Raw genomic sequence first — 20,027 nt, forward strand, 5'->3', positions numbered from 1 at the left:
TTGATTGTGACGCTATATTAATTGTCTATATATATGTTACTTATATATGGTATAGATTAAGTCTGCTCTTAGGGATTGCAATATTATACTTACTTGTTTACAGAAAATATATCTCTTAATTGCTTTATCATACCGCCATCACCTGAGACGCTAATCTCTCCGATTTTATCCGCAATTTTTTCTACATACTCCATTTCTTTAAGTTTATAAAGCATTTCATTTTCCTCCATAAGCTTGGCTGTATTTAACAAACTGCGGGTTGATGCTGTTTCTTCTCGACGAGTAATGATATTGGCTTGTGCCTTTTTTTGAGCAATCAATACCTGATTCATGATCTCTTTCATCTCCCCTGTTAAAATTACATCCCGAATACCACAGTTTAAAATTTTAACCCCTAGCGTAACCGCTTCTGTTTTGGTATTTTCTAATACAGCTTGGGCGATAGTCTCTTTGTTTTCCAGAAGTTCATCTAATGTATATCTGCCTATATAAGCACGTAATACCAATTGCATAACGATATATAATTGCTTTTCATAATCTTTGTTTTCTAGTAAAGCTTTTTCTATATCCATCACTTTATACTGTGTATAAAAATTAATACGAATAGCAGCTTTATCTTTGGTCAACAATTCCTGACCAGCAATTTCTAATTGTAATTGACGTGTATCTGTTTTTGCAATTTTAATAGAAATATCATTTTTCCAGAAACGGTATGCTCCACTTTCTAATGTTTTAGTATATACATCGTCTACAAGCAATACTGCTTTTTCATACGCAGCGACTTCAAAAGCTCGTATATATTTGCTTAAAGCATTATTACTAAATAAAGATTTATGGATCTTTTCTGTAATGTATATTTTACTAAGATCTACAGTAGTAAACTCATAACTCATCAAGCTTTTCCAGTATACATAACGCCCCGCAGATAATACATTTTTAAAAATTCCGTTTTCATATAGTAATACAATTTCATTATCCTTTACCTCAATTATATGTAGCATCGCTTCTAATTCTTTATCTTGTAACAAGAGCTCCAGAGCTACTGGTATTTCAAAACTTTTGGTAAGGCTATATTGTAGTACTCTTTCATTAAATCCTAACCAATGGTTTCCTTGTGTAATTACACGATTATAATCTCCTTTTTTAAAAACTAAACCTATTTTACCTGCATTAATTCTTATTCTTTTCATTTTTTCTATTTGTTAATCAACAACCTATTTGGTATGTTATATCTTAATTGTTTTTTAAGTAAAAACTGAGATAGTAAATCATCTTTCTGGTGCGGAAACATTAGTCTGTTAGTATCATCTATACATAGTTTTAAGTAAAGGGATAGTAGCTATATGTAATCTTAAAAAAGACTTCATAATTCTAAAATCTGAATACAAAAAAGTATTAATTTCAAATAAAAACAATACTGACATTTCAAAGTACTTTTAAGACTGTTAGTATAGTAAAATCACTATAATAACCGACTTACCATCACAGTTTTTTGTCCTGTTTAACGGCAGTGACATGCCAGAGATCAGTTTTAAAAGATGATCTGCTTTTGAAAAAAATGGATTTTTAGTCCATATCCTACATTATGAGTGTAGTGCTCTAACCAGACTGAGCTACAAAGCCTAAAAAAGTGGCCTTGGCAGGAATCGAACCTGCGCAAACATCTGTTGTTCTATCCGCTAAACTATCTGTTTTCACAGAGTGGGATTCGAACCCACGATTACAGAAACGTGTTTATTTTTGGCAATAAACAAACCTTCAAGTCAAATTGTATATGAAGCGATCATACAAAAATTTGCAATACTTCATACAATGGTGCTATACAGAAACACGCAACAAGACTTGCTTGATATTTTTATCATCTGGTATTTACCAAAATCTACATTATTATCTATGAACTTTAGCGTGCCTTACCTGCAGGCATGACACTATGTAAAACCTTTTATTGGATTACATCTAAAGGCTTGTTTTTAGTACGTAACAAAGGTGCAAACAAACTACGCAGTGATTATGCGTAGTTTTCTTTTTTATTTATAAAAAGTACGATGTATGTCATTTTTACTTTCTACACCTTTAGTTTCTGGTGGGTACAGAGCTTTGCTCATGGCATTTACATAGATAGCCCCCCACTTCAATAGTACTCTGGTGATCCACGGGCTTTTTCTTTTCATTTTTTCTTTTGTAATCGTAAAGTGAGTTTTCATAATAGATTAATTTATTTAGTTACATATTGTTTTAAATACTGTGATAAAACAGGAGGTATTTAAAATAGAGACAAGAATGAGATTCGAACTCATAAAAAGCGGTTTTGCAAACCGTTGCCTTCACCTTTCAGCCATCTTGTCTTTGGGATACGATAGAATATTTTTTCGTAAAAGAGCATAAAAAAAGACGCCTTGTTCGGGCGTCTTTTTTATATCTTGATGTAAATAAGTTATGTTCTTATCCTCATACTTTCTATAAAATTGACACCTATTATATTAATAACAGAACAATATCTTTCTTGCTTGGTTAAAAGGCGGGTTACTATGTGTTCTGAATTATTAGGTATCATTTTTATATGCTTTATATTAGTACAATCTTTCTTATTATTTTGTTTGTATTGCACAATGCAAAGATCAAAACATTTTTTAAATATCCAAACTATTTTTAACTTTATTTTACTGAAAATCAATTACTTATATTTAAAAATTAAATATAGAAATCCCTGTCCGTTTTATAACAGATTTTGGATTTTTTGGCAATCGTTTGTGTTTCTGATGCTTAGTTTCCAAATATTATTTTATATGTGTTCATTAACTTTTATACATTCATTTAAAAAAAATCATAAAAAAAGCGTCCAATTTATTGGACGCTCATGGTTATATCTAGTTTTTGTATTAAATCACATTATATATGGGATCAAAAATAGCTACACAACGCCCTGTTTCGAATGGATACCTCGGTAATCCATCGGTAATCGCATTTACAAAAAAGCGATTTTGGTGTTATATGTATTCTATTCTGTGTCATTTTGTTATGCAAATATGGGTAGTTTTTTACATATTCTCCAAATTATTTTAAAAATTAAGCTCTAGCTTTGACAAAAGATTAAAAAATACAAGGGTTTTAAATTTAATATATGCAAATCGAAAAAATCATATCCTATTATCAAGATTGTTATAAACAAGAATTTAGAGACAATAATATCTTAAATTACTTGGGAGTTAAGGTTGATGAAAGATTTTATATAGAGAATATAACAAAGTTATATCAAAAAGAAGATCCTGTTAGATTAGATCAAAATCTTGGTGAAGAGCTATATAAGTATATAGAAATTCATAAAAAAGAAAAAACTTTAATTGCTTCCAGTTTTTTCATTACTGGAAAATTAACATTTTTAGGTAAAAGACAAACTATTTATGCTCCTCTTATAACAACACCAGTTACCCTGGAAAAAGATGTAAAAGGGATCTATTATTTTAAATATAATTTTGATGAAAATAGTTGCAATACTACTCTTCTTAATTTAATTAAAAATAATTACAATCTTGGAGAAACATTTTTACTGGAAATAGAGAATCTAATAAATAATGAAGAACCACAATATCAAAATATTACCCAAATTTCATCTAAAATAAAGGAGTATATAGACATTGATACAAAGGAACTAGACAAATTACCTTTGTTAATAGCCGATAGTGATTTAAAGAAATATACAAAAAAAGAATCCTTAAAACTTTCTCCTGTTTTTTCTATTGGGATTATAGAAAAGTCGAAATCCAGTAGAGGAGTTTTATATGAAATTGAAGAAATAAAAGAAAAGCACCTTTATAATGAAACATTAAGGACATTGTTTTCTGGAAATAAAATTTGGTCTGACAAAAAAATAAACAAAAACAAACCTGTTTACGTACCCTCAAATTTAAGTGAACCTCAATTAGATATTATACTAGGTGCTAAATCTAGTGATGTGACTGTAGTTATAGGACCTCCGGGAACAGGAAAATCATATACCATCGCTTCCTTAGCAATTGACATGGTATACAATGAGAAAAGTGTTTTGATATGCTCTAAATCTGATCAGGCTGTTGATGTTTTACAAGAAAAAATTGTTCACGATTTAGGGATTAAAGGATTATCTATACGTGCAGGAGTTGGAAGAAGCTATAAGTCTGTTTTAAAGAAAAAAATAGAATCTATTCTACGTTTTAAACATTTTGAAGTTAAAAATGATTATGTAAACAAGAAAAAAAAGGATATTGAGAGTAAACAAAAAAGGATTGATGAAATTGAAAAAGAAATTACAGAAAGAGAGGGGAAGGAAATTGAAAATGGAGAGTTATTTGTAGATATAAACCCTTCTTTTTTTAGAAGTTTAAAAAGAAGGTATATTTCTTCAAAAATTCTTAAAGGACTCCCTTTTTGGGTATTAATTGATTTTCTTAAAGATGCAATTCATGAAAAAAGCCAATTAATCAAGAATCTAATAACATTACAATATAAAAGCAAAATAGTTTCTCTTCTTAGCTATAAACGAAGCACTTTTCAGGATTTATTAAAACTTATTAAATCATCAGACACGGGAAAAAGAGCAGATTTATTAGCATCTATTGATTTTGATTTAATAGTACAATGTTTACCTATTTGGATTACTAAATCCGCAGATATTAGTCATACTCTACCTCTAAAAAATGATATGTTTGATATTGCTATTATTGATGAGGCTTCTCAATGCGATATAGCAACAATGATCCCTATTCTTGCCAGAGCAAAAAAAATAGTAATTGTAGGAGATCCTAAACAATTAAGACATATTTCTTTTTTATCTAATGAGGTATTATTAAATACAGCTACTCTACATAATGTTATAGAAGGAAATGATGTTCTAAATTACAGAACACACAGTTTTTTGGATTATGTTTTAGATCGGTTAGATTCTCAAAGCAGCATTCATTTTTTGGATGAACATTATAGAAGTGTCCCCAGTATTATAAATTATAGTAACGAGAAATTTTATGATGGAAACCTAAAAATCATGTCAGATTTACAAATCCATCAAAAACAATCTTCTGTATATTGGATTTCATGTAATGGTATAAAAGGAAGTAATGGAATAAATCTGGCAGAAGCAGATCAAATACTATCAGATATAAAACAAGTTATACAATTTGAAAAAGACCTGCCTCTGCATATGTGTTCTTCTATTGGGGTTTTATCCCCTTTTAGAGATCAAGTGAATTATATAAAAAGTAAAATAGAAGAGTTTGATATTTTATATATCAAAAAACATAAAATAACGATAGGCACTCCTTTTAGTTTTCAGGGAGAAGAAAGAGATTTGATGTATATTACTTTTACTATAGACAATAACACTAGCTCTTCTGTTTTTCAATATTTAGATAGAGAAGATGTATTTAATGTAAGTATTACGAGAGCAAAAAAGAAACAATTTTTATATTATTCTTTTTCGCCAAAAGGGTTTAAAAACAAGCACCTATTAATTGATTATTATTCTCATAGTCAAATTTTTGATACTGGTTTAAAAACCACTAATTATGTAGATTATTTTGCTAACCAAGTTTATGAAGAATTACTTCATTTAGGTGTTAAAAAAGAAGATATCATGATTAATTACATCCTTGCTGGTTATGTTTTGGATATAATTCTTACTATTAATAATAAACTAATTTGTATTGATTTAGTAGGCTATCCAGGAGAATTAGAAAAAACATTTTCTATTAATCAGTACAAAACATTATTTAGAACAAAAGTTTCAATTATTACAATACCTTATGCGTATTGGCAGGTAAATAAAGAGGCTTGTTTACAACATATACGATATAAAATGATTTAATGAAACATTTTCATTTCTTTTTCCTTTTTTTCCAAGGTGCATTTTTTTGCCAATCCCCTGCCATAATACATCCATAAGGCAAAACTTCGTCAATTACTTTGCCCAATCCAAATTCGTCCATTTGGTTTCGCACGGTTTCGGCATTTTTATAGGCACTAGGTAGTTCTGAGATATCAATTTCATTAGAATAAAAACGAACATCTAATCCTTTGGTTTCTTCTTCAAAAATCTCTTGAAATGTTCCTGTTTTACTTTTTTTATGTTGTGTTCTACTCACATTACGCCCAGCTCCGTGTGGTGCAAAACCAAGATTATTTGTTGTAGTTTCTCCTTCTACGATTAATACTGGTTCTGACATGTTTAGCGGAATCAATCTTGGGCCTGTTATATCTGGCATAAACTTAGAATTTAATGGGGTTGCTCCTTTTGCATGATAAAATAAGTCTTTGTCTTTAAATACAAAATTATGTTCGTTCCAATATCGGTCTAATGCTTCTATATCTAGCGCTTGTAAGGTAGTATTATGTATTACTTCATGGTTAGTTTTTGTCCATTTTCGTATAATTTGCAATGCTTCCCAATAGGTTTGCCCCTCTTCTGTATCAAAAGGTATCCATGCATTTTGTTTTAATGTCTCTGGTGACAGATCTTTTCTAAAACGTTCTGCAATTTTCATCCCTTGAGAATATAAATTGGCTCCAGGCCCTCTGGATCCGTGATGGGTAACCATCATGGTATTGCCTGTATTTTTGGATATACCGATAAACAAAAAATGGTTACCATCCCCTTGTGTTCCTAAATGCGATCTTGCTGCTTGAATCATTTTTTCGTTATTCAGCATATAATTACCTTTAAAATCTTTTAATAATTCCTCTGGAAATCTATACTGAGTATCTCTGTCTCTTCCTCCTGGTCCAAAATGTGTGTTTTTATGTGCTGCGTCTAATACTTTTTTAGGTTCCGTTTTACCAAAATCAGTAAGCATTACCGAACAGCAAATATCTGCACTATGCATTCCCGGGTGAATTGCATTTTTTGCTACAACCACCCCTCCTACCGGAATTGTTCCGTTAGGTCCTGTAGGACAAGCATCTGGCATTATCGCACCATTAACTATTGTTGGAGTTTTCATTAACGTATTCATAGATGTTATCACCGAGTTTACATTGATTTCTTCTAACTCATTTTCAGCTTTTATATTAATTGCAAATGGTATAGATTCCTTATGTAAATCTTGTATTGGCGGGGATTTGAATTGCTCTAAATACGCATGCATTGCTTCCCCTTCTAATTGATTTATATTTATAAAATCAATTGCCTCTGGAAACCACTTTCCGGATCGAAACCCTAAATCAATTAATGTTTTTCCTGTGATTTTTATTTTGTTTTTCATAATTCTTTTTTCTTGATTTTAATTGATTATCAGTTGGGTATATATCGCTTTAAATCAATATCTAACAACTCATTTATAATTCTGATACAAATATCCCATCTTTATACGCAATCATTTTGCGTAGATGTGAATAATCCTTATTTTTCTTAAAAATATAGAGTTATGGCTTTAAATAAAAATGCATTAATACGATATAAAACCATAGACAAATGTCTGCAAAACAATAATCGCCAATGGACTTTAGAGGGCCTTATTGATGCTTGTTCGGATGCGTTATATGAATATGAAGGAAGAAATATTAATGTGAGTAAACGCACTGTGCAACTGGATATCCAAATGATGCGTAGTGACAAATTGGGATATAATGCTCCTATTGAAGTATATCAAAAAAAATATTATAGATATTGTAATGAAGGATATTCTATTACCGATATTCCTTTAACTGAAAATGATATGAACGTATTATCGGAAACTGTAGAAATGTTAAAACAGTTTAAAGACTTTTCACTTTTTGCAGAACTAGGAGGTATCATACAACGACTAGAGGATAAAGTATATACAGAAAAGACACATCAATCTGCCATTATTCACCTCGATAAAAACGAGAAATTGAAAGGATTAAAACATTTGGATATATTATATCAGGCAATTCTTAAAAAGATAGTATTAAAAATTACGTATCAATCTTTTACTGCTATAAAAGCTTCAGAATTTATATTTCATCCATTTATTTTAAAAGAATTCAATAATCGATGGTTTTTAATAGGAAAACAAAATGCTACAAAAAATAAATCTATTGTAAATTTAGCTCTGGATAGAATCCTTAAAATAGATTTTGATACTCTTATACCCTATACCAATGAAGAGTTTAATGGTGACGAATATTATAAAAATACTATTGGGGTAACGGTACTTAATGAGAAACAAATACAAAAAGTAATTTTAAAATTAGACAAAAATAATAGTCCTTATGTGTTAACCAAACCTTTTCATCATTCTCAAGAGGTTATAGAAAAATTAGAAGATGGCAGTACCATAATCCAACTACAGGTGCACTTAAATTTTGAATTTGAACGCTTAATCCTTGGTTTTGGGGAGACTATTGAAGTCTTACAACCTAAGCTGCTTAGAAAAAGAATTTGTAAAAAATTAGAAAAAGCGTATCAGCTATACAAAAATGTATAAGTTGTACTTGCCATCTCCTGTGATAGAGGGTATTTTATTCTTTTGAGAGGTTTTATTTTAGCTAGTCATTCTAAATATAGATTAGAATAACTAGCTTAATTATTTTTTCTTTGTTTCTTTAGCAGCGGATTTTGATGTAGCATCCGTTGATTTTTTCTTAGGCATTTTACTTTTAATCCTTTCTTTTTCTTCTTTTATCTCTTCAATAAATACATTATTATACGTATGTTCTTTTGCTAATTTTAAATATTTTAACGCCCTTTTATATTTCTTTTTTTGCTCAAACAAAAGACCTTTTTTAACGTATAATACTGCTTTATCTGTTCCTTTTACGGTTAATGCAAATTCTATTAATTTTTCAGCTTCTTCATAATCTTCATTCCAAAGTAATACATTAATGTATTTTGGATACACATCTATTGCATACATATCCTCTGCCAAAGCTTGTTGAAAATACTCTTTTGCGGTTTCATAATTCTTTAAATTCTCTGCATATATCTGCCCCAAAAGACTTAATGCGGTCGGATTTCGTTGATCATAAGACAATGCATAGTTTAAAGACTCTACGGCCTCTTCGAGATTATAGGGGTATGCATCTAATGCCTGAAATAAATATTTGTCTAATAAATTACTCATTTCTTATTTTTTTAATTCGTTTTGTAACTCTTTTTTCAACTGATTTCGTTTGTTTTTAAAGGTTTTCACCTTCTTTTCTTTCTTAAAATCAGTTCCTTTAAATATTCTAATTGGGTTTCCTCGTTGTACATTAAGATGGTTCTCCCATTGATCGGATAAAGATTGCTTTAATTTTTCTAATTGTACTTCTAATACTCTATCTTTTAATCGCTCTATTGCTATTTTTTTATTTTGGTGTTGCGAACGACTATCCATTGCCACTACACTCGTATCTGTAGGTCGATGTATTGCTCGAACTGCCGAATTTACTTTGTTTACATTCTGCCCACCTGGTCCAGAACTTCGCATAGTTTGAAATATAATATCCGATTCCTTTAATTTTTCCAGATGTAGTATGTCTAACTCATAAACACCTATAAACCAGTTCTTTCGTTTATTATATTTACGAAAAGTAGACGTTCCTATCCATTGTACAGTACCTATCCAGGATTTTAAAAATAATTCCATTTCTTTTCCTTCTAGTGTAACCATAGCAGATTGCAATGTGCCATTTTCTGTACCTTGTATTCTTTGGACTATGGTATAGGATAATCCTACTTGTTGTACTTCTTCTAAAAAATATTTAAGTACTTGGGCAACGACCCAGCAACATTCTGTCGGGCCTCTGCCTGCTGTTATTTGTATAATTTTTTGATTCATTACTTATTCTTTAGTTTTAAGATTAATTTTAATAATTCATCTCTATTTTTTTTATCCTTTATAAATTGTGGTAGTTTATCAACTAACATCATTCCATAGTTTTTTTTACTTCGTTGTCTTTGCTTTGCCGAAATAAAATCTTCTAGATATATTAAATGCTCTTCATTTACTGCCCAAAACATTTCTCCTTTAAATCTTTCATTAAACCAGTACGTAAATTCTATATTTTCTCCTTTAAGTTTCCAATCATATACTGACTCAACTTTTGGAGTGTAACAAATTCTTTCTTTACATTCGTTGCAAGTCACCTCTACCTCTTTTTTAATCTTAGAAGTAGGGAGCGATCTATAGTTTATAACAGCTGGACAAAAAGGACAATTTCTATTTACGCTATATATAAATTTCTTTATTTCCTTTACTTCTGTATGGCAATTATTACATCTAAATTCGTAGTGATCACAGTAACTTCTATAATCTTCAAATCTTCTATGCAACGAAGCCTTTTCATTGCAATTTGGACAATGAACATTTATGATATCTTTGAAAGCGGTTAGGCTTTTTATGGTTGATCTAAATCTATTTGTTTCCATTTTTTATTTTTTATTTTGCGTTAGGGATTGAGGCGGCATCCTTTTGTATGTTCCTTTTTTTGGAAGGAGCATACAAAAGATATAGCCGAAAGCCTGACCCGTAGGGTAACGCCCAAATTATACTACTTATCCATTCGAACAATTTTAGGAGTAAATGTTCCTACAGTTTCTACCAATTCTTGCTGATTTGCCATTACTTTTTCAATATTTTTATATGCCATTGGCGCCTCATCAATTCCTCCTCCTATAAGGGTAACTCCATGATTTTTTAAGTGTTTTTTAATGTCACTGTTCGTAATTTTTTCTTTACACTTTCTTCTGGAGTGTAAACGACCTGCGCCATGCGATGCAGACTGTAAACTATCTTCGTTACCTAATCCTCTTACAATAAACCCGGGGGCAGTCATAGATCCTGGTATAATTCCTAGTTCTCCTTTGGCTGCAGGAGTAGCTCCTTTTCTGTGTACAATACATTCTTCTCCATTTACTTTTTGTTTCCAGGCAAAATTATGATGGTTTCCAATTTTTGCTACAGGTTTTGATCCCAATAATTTTGCTATTCTGGCATGTATATCATCATGACATGCTTGTGCGTAATCTCCTGCCAAATTCATTGCTAACCAATATTCTTGTCCATCGTGGGTGTTTAAATCCAGCCAAGCCAATTGTTGTACATGCTTTGGCAACGGGCATTGTTTTGTGGCTAAATAGGTATAATGCTTTGCTATATTTGCACCTAGTCCCCGAGAGCCACTATGGGTAAGTACCCCCAAATATTCTCCGGTATCTAATCCCCATTCATTTTTTATATCTGTTAGAGTAACTACTCCAAATTCTACAAAGTGATTACCACTACCCGAGGTTCCTAATTGTTTATATGCCTTGTCTTTTAATCTTTTTACCAACGGAATGCTTTTAAATTCATCCCGCTCAAAGATTTCGTGATCATGCTTTATTTTATGAGTTTCATACATTCCAAATTTGGTATGCTCGGATAATATATTCTCTAACTGGTGCTTTTTTCCTTTAAGGTAGGATACTTTTATAGGGTATATTGTTAAACACATTCTACAACCTATGTCTACTCCTACTCCATAAGGAATAACTGCATTTTTTGTTGCAAGTACACCTCCTATTGGCAAACCATATCCGGTATGTGCATCTGGCATTAAGGCACCAGCTACTGCTACTGGTAATTTTAGGGCATCAAACAATTGGTATTTGGCTTGGTCGTCAATTTCATTTTCGCCATAGATATGAAACGGTGACCTTACAGTTTTTAAAACCTGTTTTTTAACTTCTACAGGTTTTAATAAACTCTCTGCTATTTTGCCCCAAACACCATCTCCTTGATATGCTTCTGGATCTAGTAATACTTTTTTGGCTTCTGTTAATATATATTCTTTTTTAATTTTCTTTTGATATCTGTTAATCTGACCCAAAGCCACATTAATGCTATTGTTTTTAGGAAAGCCTAATTTTATTAAGTCTTTTCCTCTTAGTTTATTTCCCATTGGTATAATTTAATGTTTGTCAAATTGGAGAAAGACAATGTATGTTTCTCTGTTTGACATTCTTTTAATATGTGTTTCGGGAAATTTGGCTTTGACAAGCTTAGCCAGACAGGCTTTTGAAAAGTTTACTCTGGCACGTTCCACAAGCTCAACCTGAAAGATATTCAATAAATTAAGTACGAAAGATTTAGGCTGGTTTAGCCTGAAAAATTGAATGTACTAAATCTATAAAATTCGACCTAACTGATGTAACAAAGTGTAAAACAAAAAAATCCGAAACGTTATGGCTTCAGACTTCTTTTCATATATAATAACGATTATTATTATTTAGTAGTGAAGGAAGTCCCGAAGCATTCTCATAGCAGAACCTAGTTCTTTTAGAGAATCGCAAAATATATTTGTAAAGATCATTTTACTTCGGTATTAAGGGTTATTTATTATTTTTATGCAATTCGCTAATTGCGATGCAAATATACATCTGTTTTTTAAATAAGCAAACTAATTTTAAACATATTTAACTGATTTTCAATTAGTTAATTTTACAAATATGCATAATTATCCCTGTCCGTTAGTTAACGGATATCCGCTTATTTAGTAACTAATTGAAATTAGGTTGCTTAACTTTCAAATACTATTTTATTATACAGGGATAGTTTATGAAAAAATGACATAAAAAAAACGTCCAATTTCTTGGACGCTCTATTGTTTTATATCTTTTCAATGGTTTTATACCTAATATTCTTGATTTGAAAACAGCTTTACAGCGTCCTTTTTATGTACAAATGATAATAACATAGGCTAAAACTTTTTTTGTTCTTAATTTAGGATGCAAATATGGTATAATTATTTTATTCTTTCCAATTTTTTCTATAAAATTCAACTATACTCCTACTTTGTCATCTTAGATTTAAAAATACATATATCTTGACCTTCCTTCAAAGGAAGGAGTAAAAGTCTCCCTTTGAAGGGAGATTTAGAGGGATGTTAATGGTAGATCTAAAAATCAAATAAAAGCATATATAAGATGACAAAGTAGGAATATGTTCTTTTCAAGATATTACAAATATGTATATATGCTATATTGATTACTATCTTCTTCTCTACTTTACAATGTTAATTAATATATAAACTATTGTAGTAAAAAAGAATGAACATTCATTTTTACTATTTTTACACCAGAATTTAATGCTATGTCCAAATTATTGAAAAGCCAAATTAAGAGGGATGCTCTGGTAAAAGCAACTATAAATCTAGTGAATAACAATGGGTTTCATGCTGCGCCTATGTCCAAAATAGCAAAAATGGCTAATGTATCTCCAGCAACCATTTATTTGTATTTTGAAAGTAAACAAGACCTTATTAATCAAGTGTATATAGAAGTAAAAACAGCTTTTACAAGCTATGCTTTTGAGACGTATACTCCTGATGTATCTGTTATAGATGGTTTTGAAATCGTTTGGAAACGCATTGCCAATTTTAAACTAAAAGAAACCGATGAAGCTTTGTTTTTATGTCAGTGCGATCATAGTCCTATGATAGATGAAATCAGTAGACAAAAAGGTTTAAAACACCTGCAACCCCTACTCGATTTATGGCAAAGGGGCATAGATGAAGGTGTAATAAAGGATTTATCTCCTTTTTTACTTTATGCATATACTATAAGCCCTTTATCTTTTTTAATGACCATGCAACAACGGGGTATATTTCAATTAAATAAAGATCATATAGAAGAAGCTTTTCAGGCTGCATGGAACAGTATTAAAGCATAAAACAAACGTATAAATAACTATTAAAAAATATAAAATGGAATTATTAGATAAATTAAAATGGAGATATGCTGCAAAAGCAATGAATGGTGAAAAAGTATCACAAGATAAAATTGACCGAATTATTGAAGCTGCCAGACTAGCGCCTACCTCCAGCGGTTTACAACCTTTTGAAATTATCGTTATAACAAATAGTGATATTAAAGAAAAAATCAGACCTGTTGCGTGGAACCAATCTGTAATAACCGATTGTTCTCACTTATTAGTTTTTGCTGCATGGGATACCTATACCGAAGAGCGTATTAATAAAATGTTTGATCTTACCAACGAAATTAGAGGTTTTGAAAATGAAGGATGGGAAAACTACCGACAAAAATTACTGGGATCCTATCCTCAAAAAGATCCTGAAGTAAATTTTAATCATGCGGCAAAACAGGCATATATTGCTTTTTCACAATCTATTGCGGCAGCGGCTTTTGAAGGTGTAGACTCCACCCCTCTTGAAGGTTTTGATCCAGAGGCAGTAGATGAGATATTAGGATTAAGAGCTAAAGGTTTAAGGAGTGCTGTTTTATTGCCTTTAGGGTATAGAGATGAAAAAGAGGATTGGTTGGTAAATTTAGTTAAAGTAAGAAAAAGTACAGAGGATCTTGTGACAGTGATAGAATAGAGCTTTTAATCTCATGTTGAGGGGTTTAATTCCCCGAAGCTTAACTCGAAAACAAGATTTTTTTTGGAAGTATAACCCATACAGGTAATTCTATTTATAATGTTAAAACAGGCACACTACAATAGAAATTGGATATTGCTTCTAATAAAAATGCAGAAAAAGAATTTTCTTACAGATTAAGTATCTAAAAAAATAAGAGAATTAATCTTTAACGATTAAAGGTAACCCGAAAACCATCTCTAAATTGGTCATCAATGGTAAATTGATTTGTGGTAAGTTTAAAATTACCAACATTTTTATCATCGATGATCAATTCTTTAGAATCATTTACCGTTAAAATAGAATAGGTATATGTACCCGATGGCAATACATCGTACACATCCTTTGTGTTTTTATTCGTGATTTTTACAATCTTTGTGTCTTCATTAAATACCCAAACAATTACCCCTTTTTCAAAGTTCTCATTTATACCAATAAACCCTCCTGTAACATTAACCAGATTCCAATCCCCTTGTAAACCAGACGAATTTGGGGTAGGACTGTTATCATCATCTTTACTACATCCTATTATCGAAAACAGAATTATTAAACCAATAAAATATTTCATCTATACTATATAAATAACAGTTTTATATAGTATAGATGAATTAATTACCATATTGGTTGCGTAATAAAAATGTTAAAATATTTATGCTGTGATAATATTATTTGCTATAATTTCAATTTCATCCAGTAATGCTATTAAATCCTTTTGTTGAGTAAGTGGATTCATAATTGTGGTTCGCAGATAACGCTCTTCTCCTATCGTAGTTTGAACAATATAAAATTTACCAGATCTAATTAATTTTTGATGAATTTCATTGTTTAGTGTACTTATACTTCTAGTATTACTATTAGTGTATCTAAAATTAACAATATTAGCTTGTGGATCCATAGCTAATTCAAAATAAGATCTTTGTTGGATGGTTTTTGAAAAAAATGCAGCCATATCATATAAATGATCTACATTTTTTTCAAATATTCCTTCTCCATGGGTTTTTAAGACAGCATATACTTTGATAGACATCATGGATTTTGTGCATTCAAAAGTTCTTTTTCCAGAATTATACCATTCTTGCGTATCTTGCGAATCCCAAAGATATTGAGCCTTTTGCACAAAAGTTTGGTATGCATTTTCTGCTTTCTTAAAAATTAGTGCGGTATTTAAAGAAGGAGTCATCAACATTTTATGAAAATCAATAACAACAGAGTCTGCCCGATCAATACCATTGGTTAGATATTTATATTTTTCAGAAAACACAACTCCTCCCCCATGAGCTCCATCTACATGAAACCATAGATTGTTTTTTTCTGCAAAATCTGCCAAAGCGCTTAAATCATCATAAGATCCTGTAGCCGTAGAGCAAGCACAACCAATAATTGCAATAACATGAAAACCTTGAGAAGTTGCCTTATCAAAATATTCCTCTAAAACATCTACATCTATTTTAAAATCTTTATCTACAGGTATCTTTATAATACCATCACTACCAAAACCTAAAATCCTTGCTGCCCTATCAATACAATAATGAGCCTCCTCAGAAACCATAACTGCCAATTTTTCCTGATTTCCATGCTCCCAAATTGGTGATGGGGCTTTGGCTTTTCGAGCTGCCAAAAGTGCTGTAAGATTCGCTAATGTACCTCCTGATGTTATAAATCCTGATGTTTCATTTGTATATCCAATTTTTTTTGCCACCAGATCGGTAATAATTTTCTCGATAGCATTACCAGCCATCCCCATTTCATATACACCAGTGCCATTATTAAGTAAATCAGACATAAGTCCTGCTAACGTAGAAACCAAAGCAGGAACTGCAACTTGATGACCTATATACCTAGGATGATGTACATGTATAGAATGTTCTATAATATTCTTGAAAACATCTATAATCCCTGAGTCTGAAGAAAAATCTTGTTGCCAAAATAGAAGTTCTTCTTCCGGGTCTTTATAAGGAAGTACAAGGTAATCTCTGTCCTTTTGTGTTTTCTCCAGATAGTCAGATAGTAAATCAATTAATTGATGTCCTGTATTTCTAAAACCGGAAGGATCATAAGCTTTTTGTAATATATCTAAATCTGGTATGGTCTGTTGCATCTTTTTTAATTTAAAAACAACTATAGTTGTGATTGTTCTTTTGTTTTTTGTATTTCAAAAGTAACTATCTATATTTATAATAAAAAATACTTAATTTTTATAGATTAATAACAAAAATGCATTAATGAATATACAACAATTGAAAAGTGTGGTTGTTTTATCTGAAAAATTAAACTTTACCCGAGCTGCAACAGAATTAAATATTGTTCAACCGGCATTAAGCAGACAGATTAAACAGTTAGAAATAGAAATTGGAGCTGTTCTTTTTAAAAGAGATAAACGCAATGTTGAGCTAACTGCTGCCGGGCATTATTTTGTAAAAGAAATCAAAAAATTACTTTCTGGGTTAGAAAGAGCAACTAAACAAACTACTAATATTCATAACGGGCATGCCGGAGAGATTAAAATAGGTTTTACACACTCTGTCATGCAAACAATTTTGCCTGATATTTTAAAAAAAATTCATTTACAAACACCTGGTATAAAAGCAGTTTTAAAAGAAATGAACAACAGAGATCAATATTTGGCATTACAAAAAAATGAATTGGATATTGGTTTTGCTACCAACCCATTGGTACCTTTTAACTTAAAAAGCAAAGTATTGCATACAGATAATTTTGTAGTATTATTGCCAGAAAATCACCCTGTAAACAATAACAATTACACCTCTTTTTCGGCATTTGCAAATGAAGAGTTTATATTTCCTTCGGTAGCAGATGGTCCTAATTATGTTCACATACTAGAATCGATATGCATGGATGCTGGTTTTACACCAAAAATTATTCACGAAACCGATTCTGCCAGCACCAGTTTTAGACTTGTCGAGGCTGGATTAGGAATATCCCTTGAGCCTGCATCTTCTTTATCGGGGCATGAGTTTCCTGTCAAAAGTATTGAATTGAAGGATATAAAACAAAAGGCCAAACTAACCATGATGTGGAATCCGGAAAGAGAACCAGAATATCCTTTATTATTTACTTTGCTTAAAAACTGGAAAAATTAATTAATATAATAGGTATTTGGCAATATTATTAGGCATTATAATTCATCATCCCAATTCTTAACCTTTGGATCCCCTAATTTACCAACAGATTTGGCAACTATTACTGCTACAGTTGCATCTCCGGTAACATTAATGGTTGTTCTTAACATATCTAATGGTCTGTCTACTGCAAAAATTAAAGCCAAGCCTATTGGCAATTTATCTGAAGGAAATCCTATTGCTTCTAAAACTATAACCAGCATTACCATTCCTGCTCCAGGTACTGCTGCAGATCCTATTGAAGCTAATAATGCGGTTAATACAATGGTAATTTGATTACTGAACGTTAATCCTTCCGGCCAAAGTACTTGCATAATAAATACCGAAGCTACTGCCTGATATAAGCTGGTCCCATCCATATTTATAGTTGCTCCTACTGGTAATACAAAACTGGATACTTCTTTGTCCACACCAATATGCTCTTCTACTCTTTCCATGGTTACAGGAAGCGTAGCTGCACTAGAACTTGTTGAAAAAGCTAATAGTTGTGCCGGGCTGATTTCTTTTAAGAACCATAATGGTGATTTTTTAGTAATAACTGCTATTAATATACAATAGAATACAATCATTAAAACTAATCCAAAAACTACAACTCCAGCATATTTTAACAATGCAAGCAAAATATCTGGATCGTCTGAGGTAACTACAACATTGGCTAATAATGCAAAAACAGCAAACGGTGCGGTAAGCATAATTAAATCTACCATTTTTAATACCACATCATTTAAACTATCAAAGAATTTTTTTAATGGTTCTGATTGTGATGGTTTTATTAGTAACATACTAATACCAAGAAAAATTGCAAAAAATATCACCTGCAACATCATTTTATTATCACTCATTGCCAGAACTGCATTTTCTGGAACCATATCTATTATAAACTGTAAAGGGCCACTTTGTTTTTGCTTGCCTGCTTCAGCTATACGCTCGGATATTTTGGAGTTACCTGCATATTCTGTGGTTAGTTTTTCTATAGTTTCGGGGGTAATTCCATTTCCTGGTTTAAAAGTATTTACCAATAGTAAACCAATAGTTATTGCAATTACCGTAGTCAAAATATAAATAACAATAGTTCTTCCTCCTATTAGTTTAAATTTTGAAATATCTTTTAAATCTGAAATTCCTTTAATTAAAGATGCCAAAATTAAAGGAACAGCAATTAGCTTTAATAAATTAACAAAGATTGTTCCTAAAGGAGCTATCCAATCCCCGGTAAAATCTTTACCCCAAGAAAATGTTGTCATTATAAACCCGAATAATATTCCCAATATCATTCCGATCATTATTTGCCAATGCAGTGCTATTTTTTTCATGTGAATTTTTTGATTTTAAATCAAACAGGGTCGAAGATATAAATTAAAAACAAAAAAACACGTTAGAAACTACGAAATACGAAGTGAAACGTGTTTTTTTTTAAGATATTGATCCCTTGATCTGTTATTTTTTTAAATATCAATTTATTATTTTTTGATCGTTTTATTTAACAACCAGTAATCAACCAGTACCAATGCTGCCATAGCTTCTACAATTGGTACCGCTCTGGGAACCACACAAGGGTCATGCCTTCCTTTACCTTGCATAGTTACTATATTTCCTGCTTTATCTATAGTTTCCTGATCTTGCATAATGGTTGCTACAGGTTTAAAAGCAACATTAAAATAAATATCCATTCCATTGGATATTCCTCCTTGTATGCCTCCGGACAGGTTTGTTTTAGTAGTGCCATCTGCATTAAAAAGATCGTTATGCTGGCTTCCTTTTAATATTGCTCCTTCAAATCCGCTTCCATATTCAAAACCTTTAACTGCATTTATAGACAACATAGCTTTACCCAGCTCTGCGTGTAGTTTATCAAATACCGGTTCTCCTAATCCTACAGGCACTCCGGATATAGCGCAACTCACAATTCCACCAACGGTATCTCCTTCTTTTCTGATTTGTTTAATATAGTTTTCCATTTCTTTTGCCATTTCTGTATCCGGACAACGTACTATATTGCTTTCTGTTAAAGAAAAATCTAATTCGGTATGGTTTTTATTTAATTTTAAAGGTCCAACCCCACTTACGTACGCATTGATTTTTATTTGTGGCAATACTTGTTTTGCTATAGCTCCTGCTACTACTCTGCTTGCAGTTTCACGCGCAGAAGAACGACCGCCTCCTCTGTAGTCTCTTACTCCATATTTTTGATCGTAGGTATAATCTGCATGAGAGGGTCGGTAAGAATCTTTGATATGAGAATAATCATTAGATTTTTGATTTGCATTTTTTATAGCAAAGCCAATAGGAGTTCCTGTAGTAACTCCTTCAAAAATACCAGAATAAAACTCTACTGTATCGGGTTCTTTGCGTTGTGTAACAATAGCAGATTGCCCCGGTTTACGACGATCTAGTTCTGCTTGTATTTTTTCTAAATCTAATGTGATCCCTGCGGGACATCCATCTATAATTCCCCCAATTGCTACTCCGTGTGATTCTCCAAATGTGGTTACCTTAAAAAGGTTTCCAAATGTATTTCCTGCCATTAAAAATAATTTTACGCAAAAGTAATTTTTAATC

General features: G+C 31.3%; 16 protein-coding genes and 2 tRNA genes. 5 read left to right on the top strand and 13 right to left on the bottom strand.

What is annotated here, in order from left to right:
• Window positions 1-89: 89 nt before the first annotated feature.
• From ACZIYX_RS00755 to ACZIYX_RS00770, 4 genes are all read right to left on the bottom strand, one after another.
• Window positions 90-1,190, bottom strand: a complete 1,101-nt coding sequence (locus tag ACZIYX_RS00755; protein WP_462680274.1) for a slipin family protein — start codon at window positions 1,188-1,190, stop codon at window positions 90-92.
• A gap of 441 nt (window positions 1,191-1,631) precedes the next feature.
• Window positions 1,632-1,686, bottom strand: a tRNA-OTHER gene (locus ACZIYX_RS00760).
• A 341-nt stretch (window positions 1,687-2,027) separates the two neighbouring features.
• The gene (locus tag ACZIYX_RS00765) at window positions 2,028-2,204 is read right to left on the bottom strand and encodes a hypothetical protein (RefSeq protein ID WP_462680275.1); all 177 of its coding nucleotides are present in this window, start codon (window positions 2,202-2,204) and stop codon (window positions 2,028-2,030) included.
• A 68-nt stretch (window positions 2,205-2,272) separates the two neighbouring features.
• Window positions 2,273-2,345, bottom strand: a tRNA-Cys gene (locus ACZIYX_RS00770).
• A gap of 776 nt (window positions 2,346-3,121) precedes the next feature.
• On the opposite strand from ACZIYX_RS00770, the gene ACZIYX_RS00775 reads away from it, so the two are divergent.
• Window positions 3,122-5,836, top strand: coding sequence for an AAA domain-containing protein (locus tag ACZIYX_RS00775; protein WP_462680276.1), 2,715 nt, complete (start codon window positions 3,122-3,124; stop codon window positions 5,834-5,836).
• A gap of 10 nt (window positions 5,837-5,846) precedes the next feature.
• On the opposite strand, the gene ACZIYX_RS00780 is transcribed toward ACZIYX_RS00775, so the two are convergent.
• Window positions 5,847-7,229 (bottom strand): RtcB family protein, encoded by a 1,383-nt coding sequence (locus ACZIYX_RS00780; protein WP_462680277.1) that lies wholly within the window; start codon window positions 7,227-7,229, stop codon window positions 5,847-5,849.
• A gap of 162 nt (window positions 7,230-7,391) precedes the next feature.
• Here ACZIYX_RS00780 and ACZIYX_RS00785 point away from each other — a divergent pair, with 162 nt between their 5' ends.
• Entirely contained in the window at window positions 7,392-8,414 is a 1,023-nt protein-coding gene (locus ACZIYX_RS00785; protein WP_462680278.1) for a helix-turn-helix transcriptional regulator, read from the top strand.
• 99 nt (window positions 8,415-8,513) lie between these two features.
• On the opposite strand, the gene ACZIYX_RS00790 is transcribed toward ACZIYX_RS00785, so the two are convergent.
• The 4 genes from ACZIYX_RS00790 to ACZIYX_RS00805 all read right to left on the bottom strand — a co-directional run bounded on the left by ACZIYX_RS00790 (window position 8,514) and on the right by ACZIYX_RS00805 (window position 11,853).
• On the bottom strand, window positions 8,514-9,050 hold the full coding sequence (locus ACZIYX_RS00790; protein WP_462680279.1) for a tetratricopeptide repeat protein: 537 nt from the start codon (window positions 9,048-9,050) through the stop codon (window positions 8,514-8,516).
• 3 nt (window positions 9,051-9,053) lie between these two features.
• Window positions 9,054-9,749, bottom strand: coding sequence for a peptide chain release factor H (prfH, locus tag ACZIYX_RS00795; RefSeq protein ID WP_462680280.1), 696 nt, complete (start codon window positions 9,747-9,749; stop codon window positions 9,054-9,056).
• The gene (locus ACZIYX_RS00800; RefSeq protein WP_462680281.1) at window positions 9,749-10,339 is read right to left on the bottom strand and encodes a hypothetical protein; all 591 of its coding nucleotides are present in this window, start codon (window positions 10,337-10,339) and stop codon (window positions 9,749-9,751) included. Before ACZIYX_RS00800 ends, prfH begins: the two co-directional genes overlap by 1 nt.
• Window positions 10,340-10,461: 122 nt before the next feature.
• A complete protein-coding gene (locus ACZIYX_RS00805) occupies window positions 10,462-11,853 on the bottom strand; it encodes an RtcB family protein (protein WP_462680282.1) in 1,392 nt (463 codons plus the stop codon).
• Window positions 11,854-13,043: 1,190 nt separating this feature from the next.
• Here ACZIYX_RS00805 and ACZIYX_RS00810 point away from each other — a divergent pair.
• Both ACZIYX_RS00810 and ACZIYX_RS00815 read left to right on the top strand, forming a co-directional pair.
• Window positions 13,044-13,622, top strand: a complete 579-nt coding sequence (locus ACZIYX_RS00810; protein ID WP_462680283.1) for a TetR/AcrR family transcriptional regulator — start codon at window positions 13,044-13,046, stop codon at window positions 13,620-13,622.
• A gap of 34 nt (window positions 13,623-13,656) precedes the next feature.
• Window positions 13,657-14,289, top strand: a complete 633-nt coding sequence (locus tag ACZIYX_RS00815; protein ID WP_462680284.1) for an NAD(P)H-dependent oxidoreductase — start codon at window positions 13,657-13,659, stop codon at window positions 14,287-14,289.
• A 208-nt stretch (window positions 14,290-14,497) separates the two neighbouring features.
• Here ACZIYX_RS00815 and ACZIYX_RS00820 read toward each other — a convergent pair whose 3' ends face one another.
• Window positions 14,498-14,896, bottom strand: coding sequence for a hypothetical protein (locus ACZIYX_RS00820; protein WP_462680285.1), 399 nt, complete (start codon window positions 14,894-14,896; stop codon window positions 14,498-14,500).
• Window positions 14,897-14,977: 81 nt separating this feature from the next.
• Window positions 14,978-16,426 (bottom strand): pyridoxal phosphate-dependent decarboxylase family protein, encoded by a 1,449-nt coding sequence (locus ACZIYX_RS00825; RefSeq protein WP_462680286.1) that lies wholly within the window; start codon window positions 16,424-16,426, stop codon window positions 14,978-14,980.
• A 124-nt stretch (window positions 16,427-16,550) separates the two neighbouring features.
• Between ACZIYX_RS00825 and ACZIYX_RS00830 the strand changes: the two genes are divergently transcribed.
• Window positions 16,551-17,429, top strand: a complete 879-nt coding sequence (locus tag ACZIYX_RS00830; protein WP_462680287.1) for a LysR substrate-binding domain-containing protein — start codon at window positions 16,551-16,553, stop codon at window positions 17,427-17,429.
• A 35-nt stretch (window positions 17,430-17,464) separates the two neighbouring features.
• On the opposite strand, the gene ACZIYX_RS00835 is transcribed toward ACZIYX_RS00830, so the two are convergent.
• A complete protein-coding gene (locus ACZIYX_RS00835; RefSeq protein ID WP_462680288.1) occupies window positions 17,465-18,781 on the bottom strand; it encodes a dicarboxylate/amino acid:cation symporter in 1,317 nt (438 codons plus the stop codon).
• Window positions 18,782-18,928: 147 nt separating this feature from the next.
• The gene (gene aroC, locus ACZIYX_RS00840) at window positions 18,929-19,993 is read right to left on the bottom strand and encodes a chorismate synthase (RefSeq protein WP_462680289.1); all 1,065 of its coding nucleotides are present in this window, start codon (window positions 19,991-19,993) and stop codon (window positions 18,929-18,931) included.
• Window positions 19,994-20,027 lie beyond the last annotated feature (34 nt).

This window comes from Aquimarina sp. (assembly GCF_977115655.1).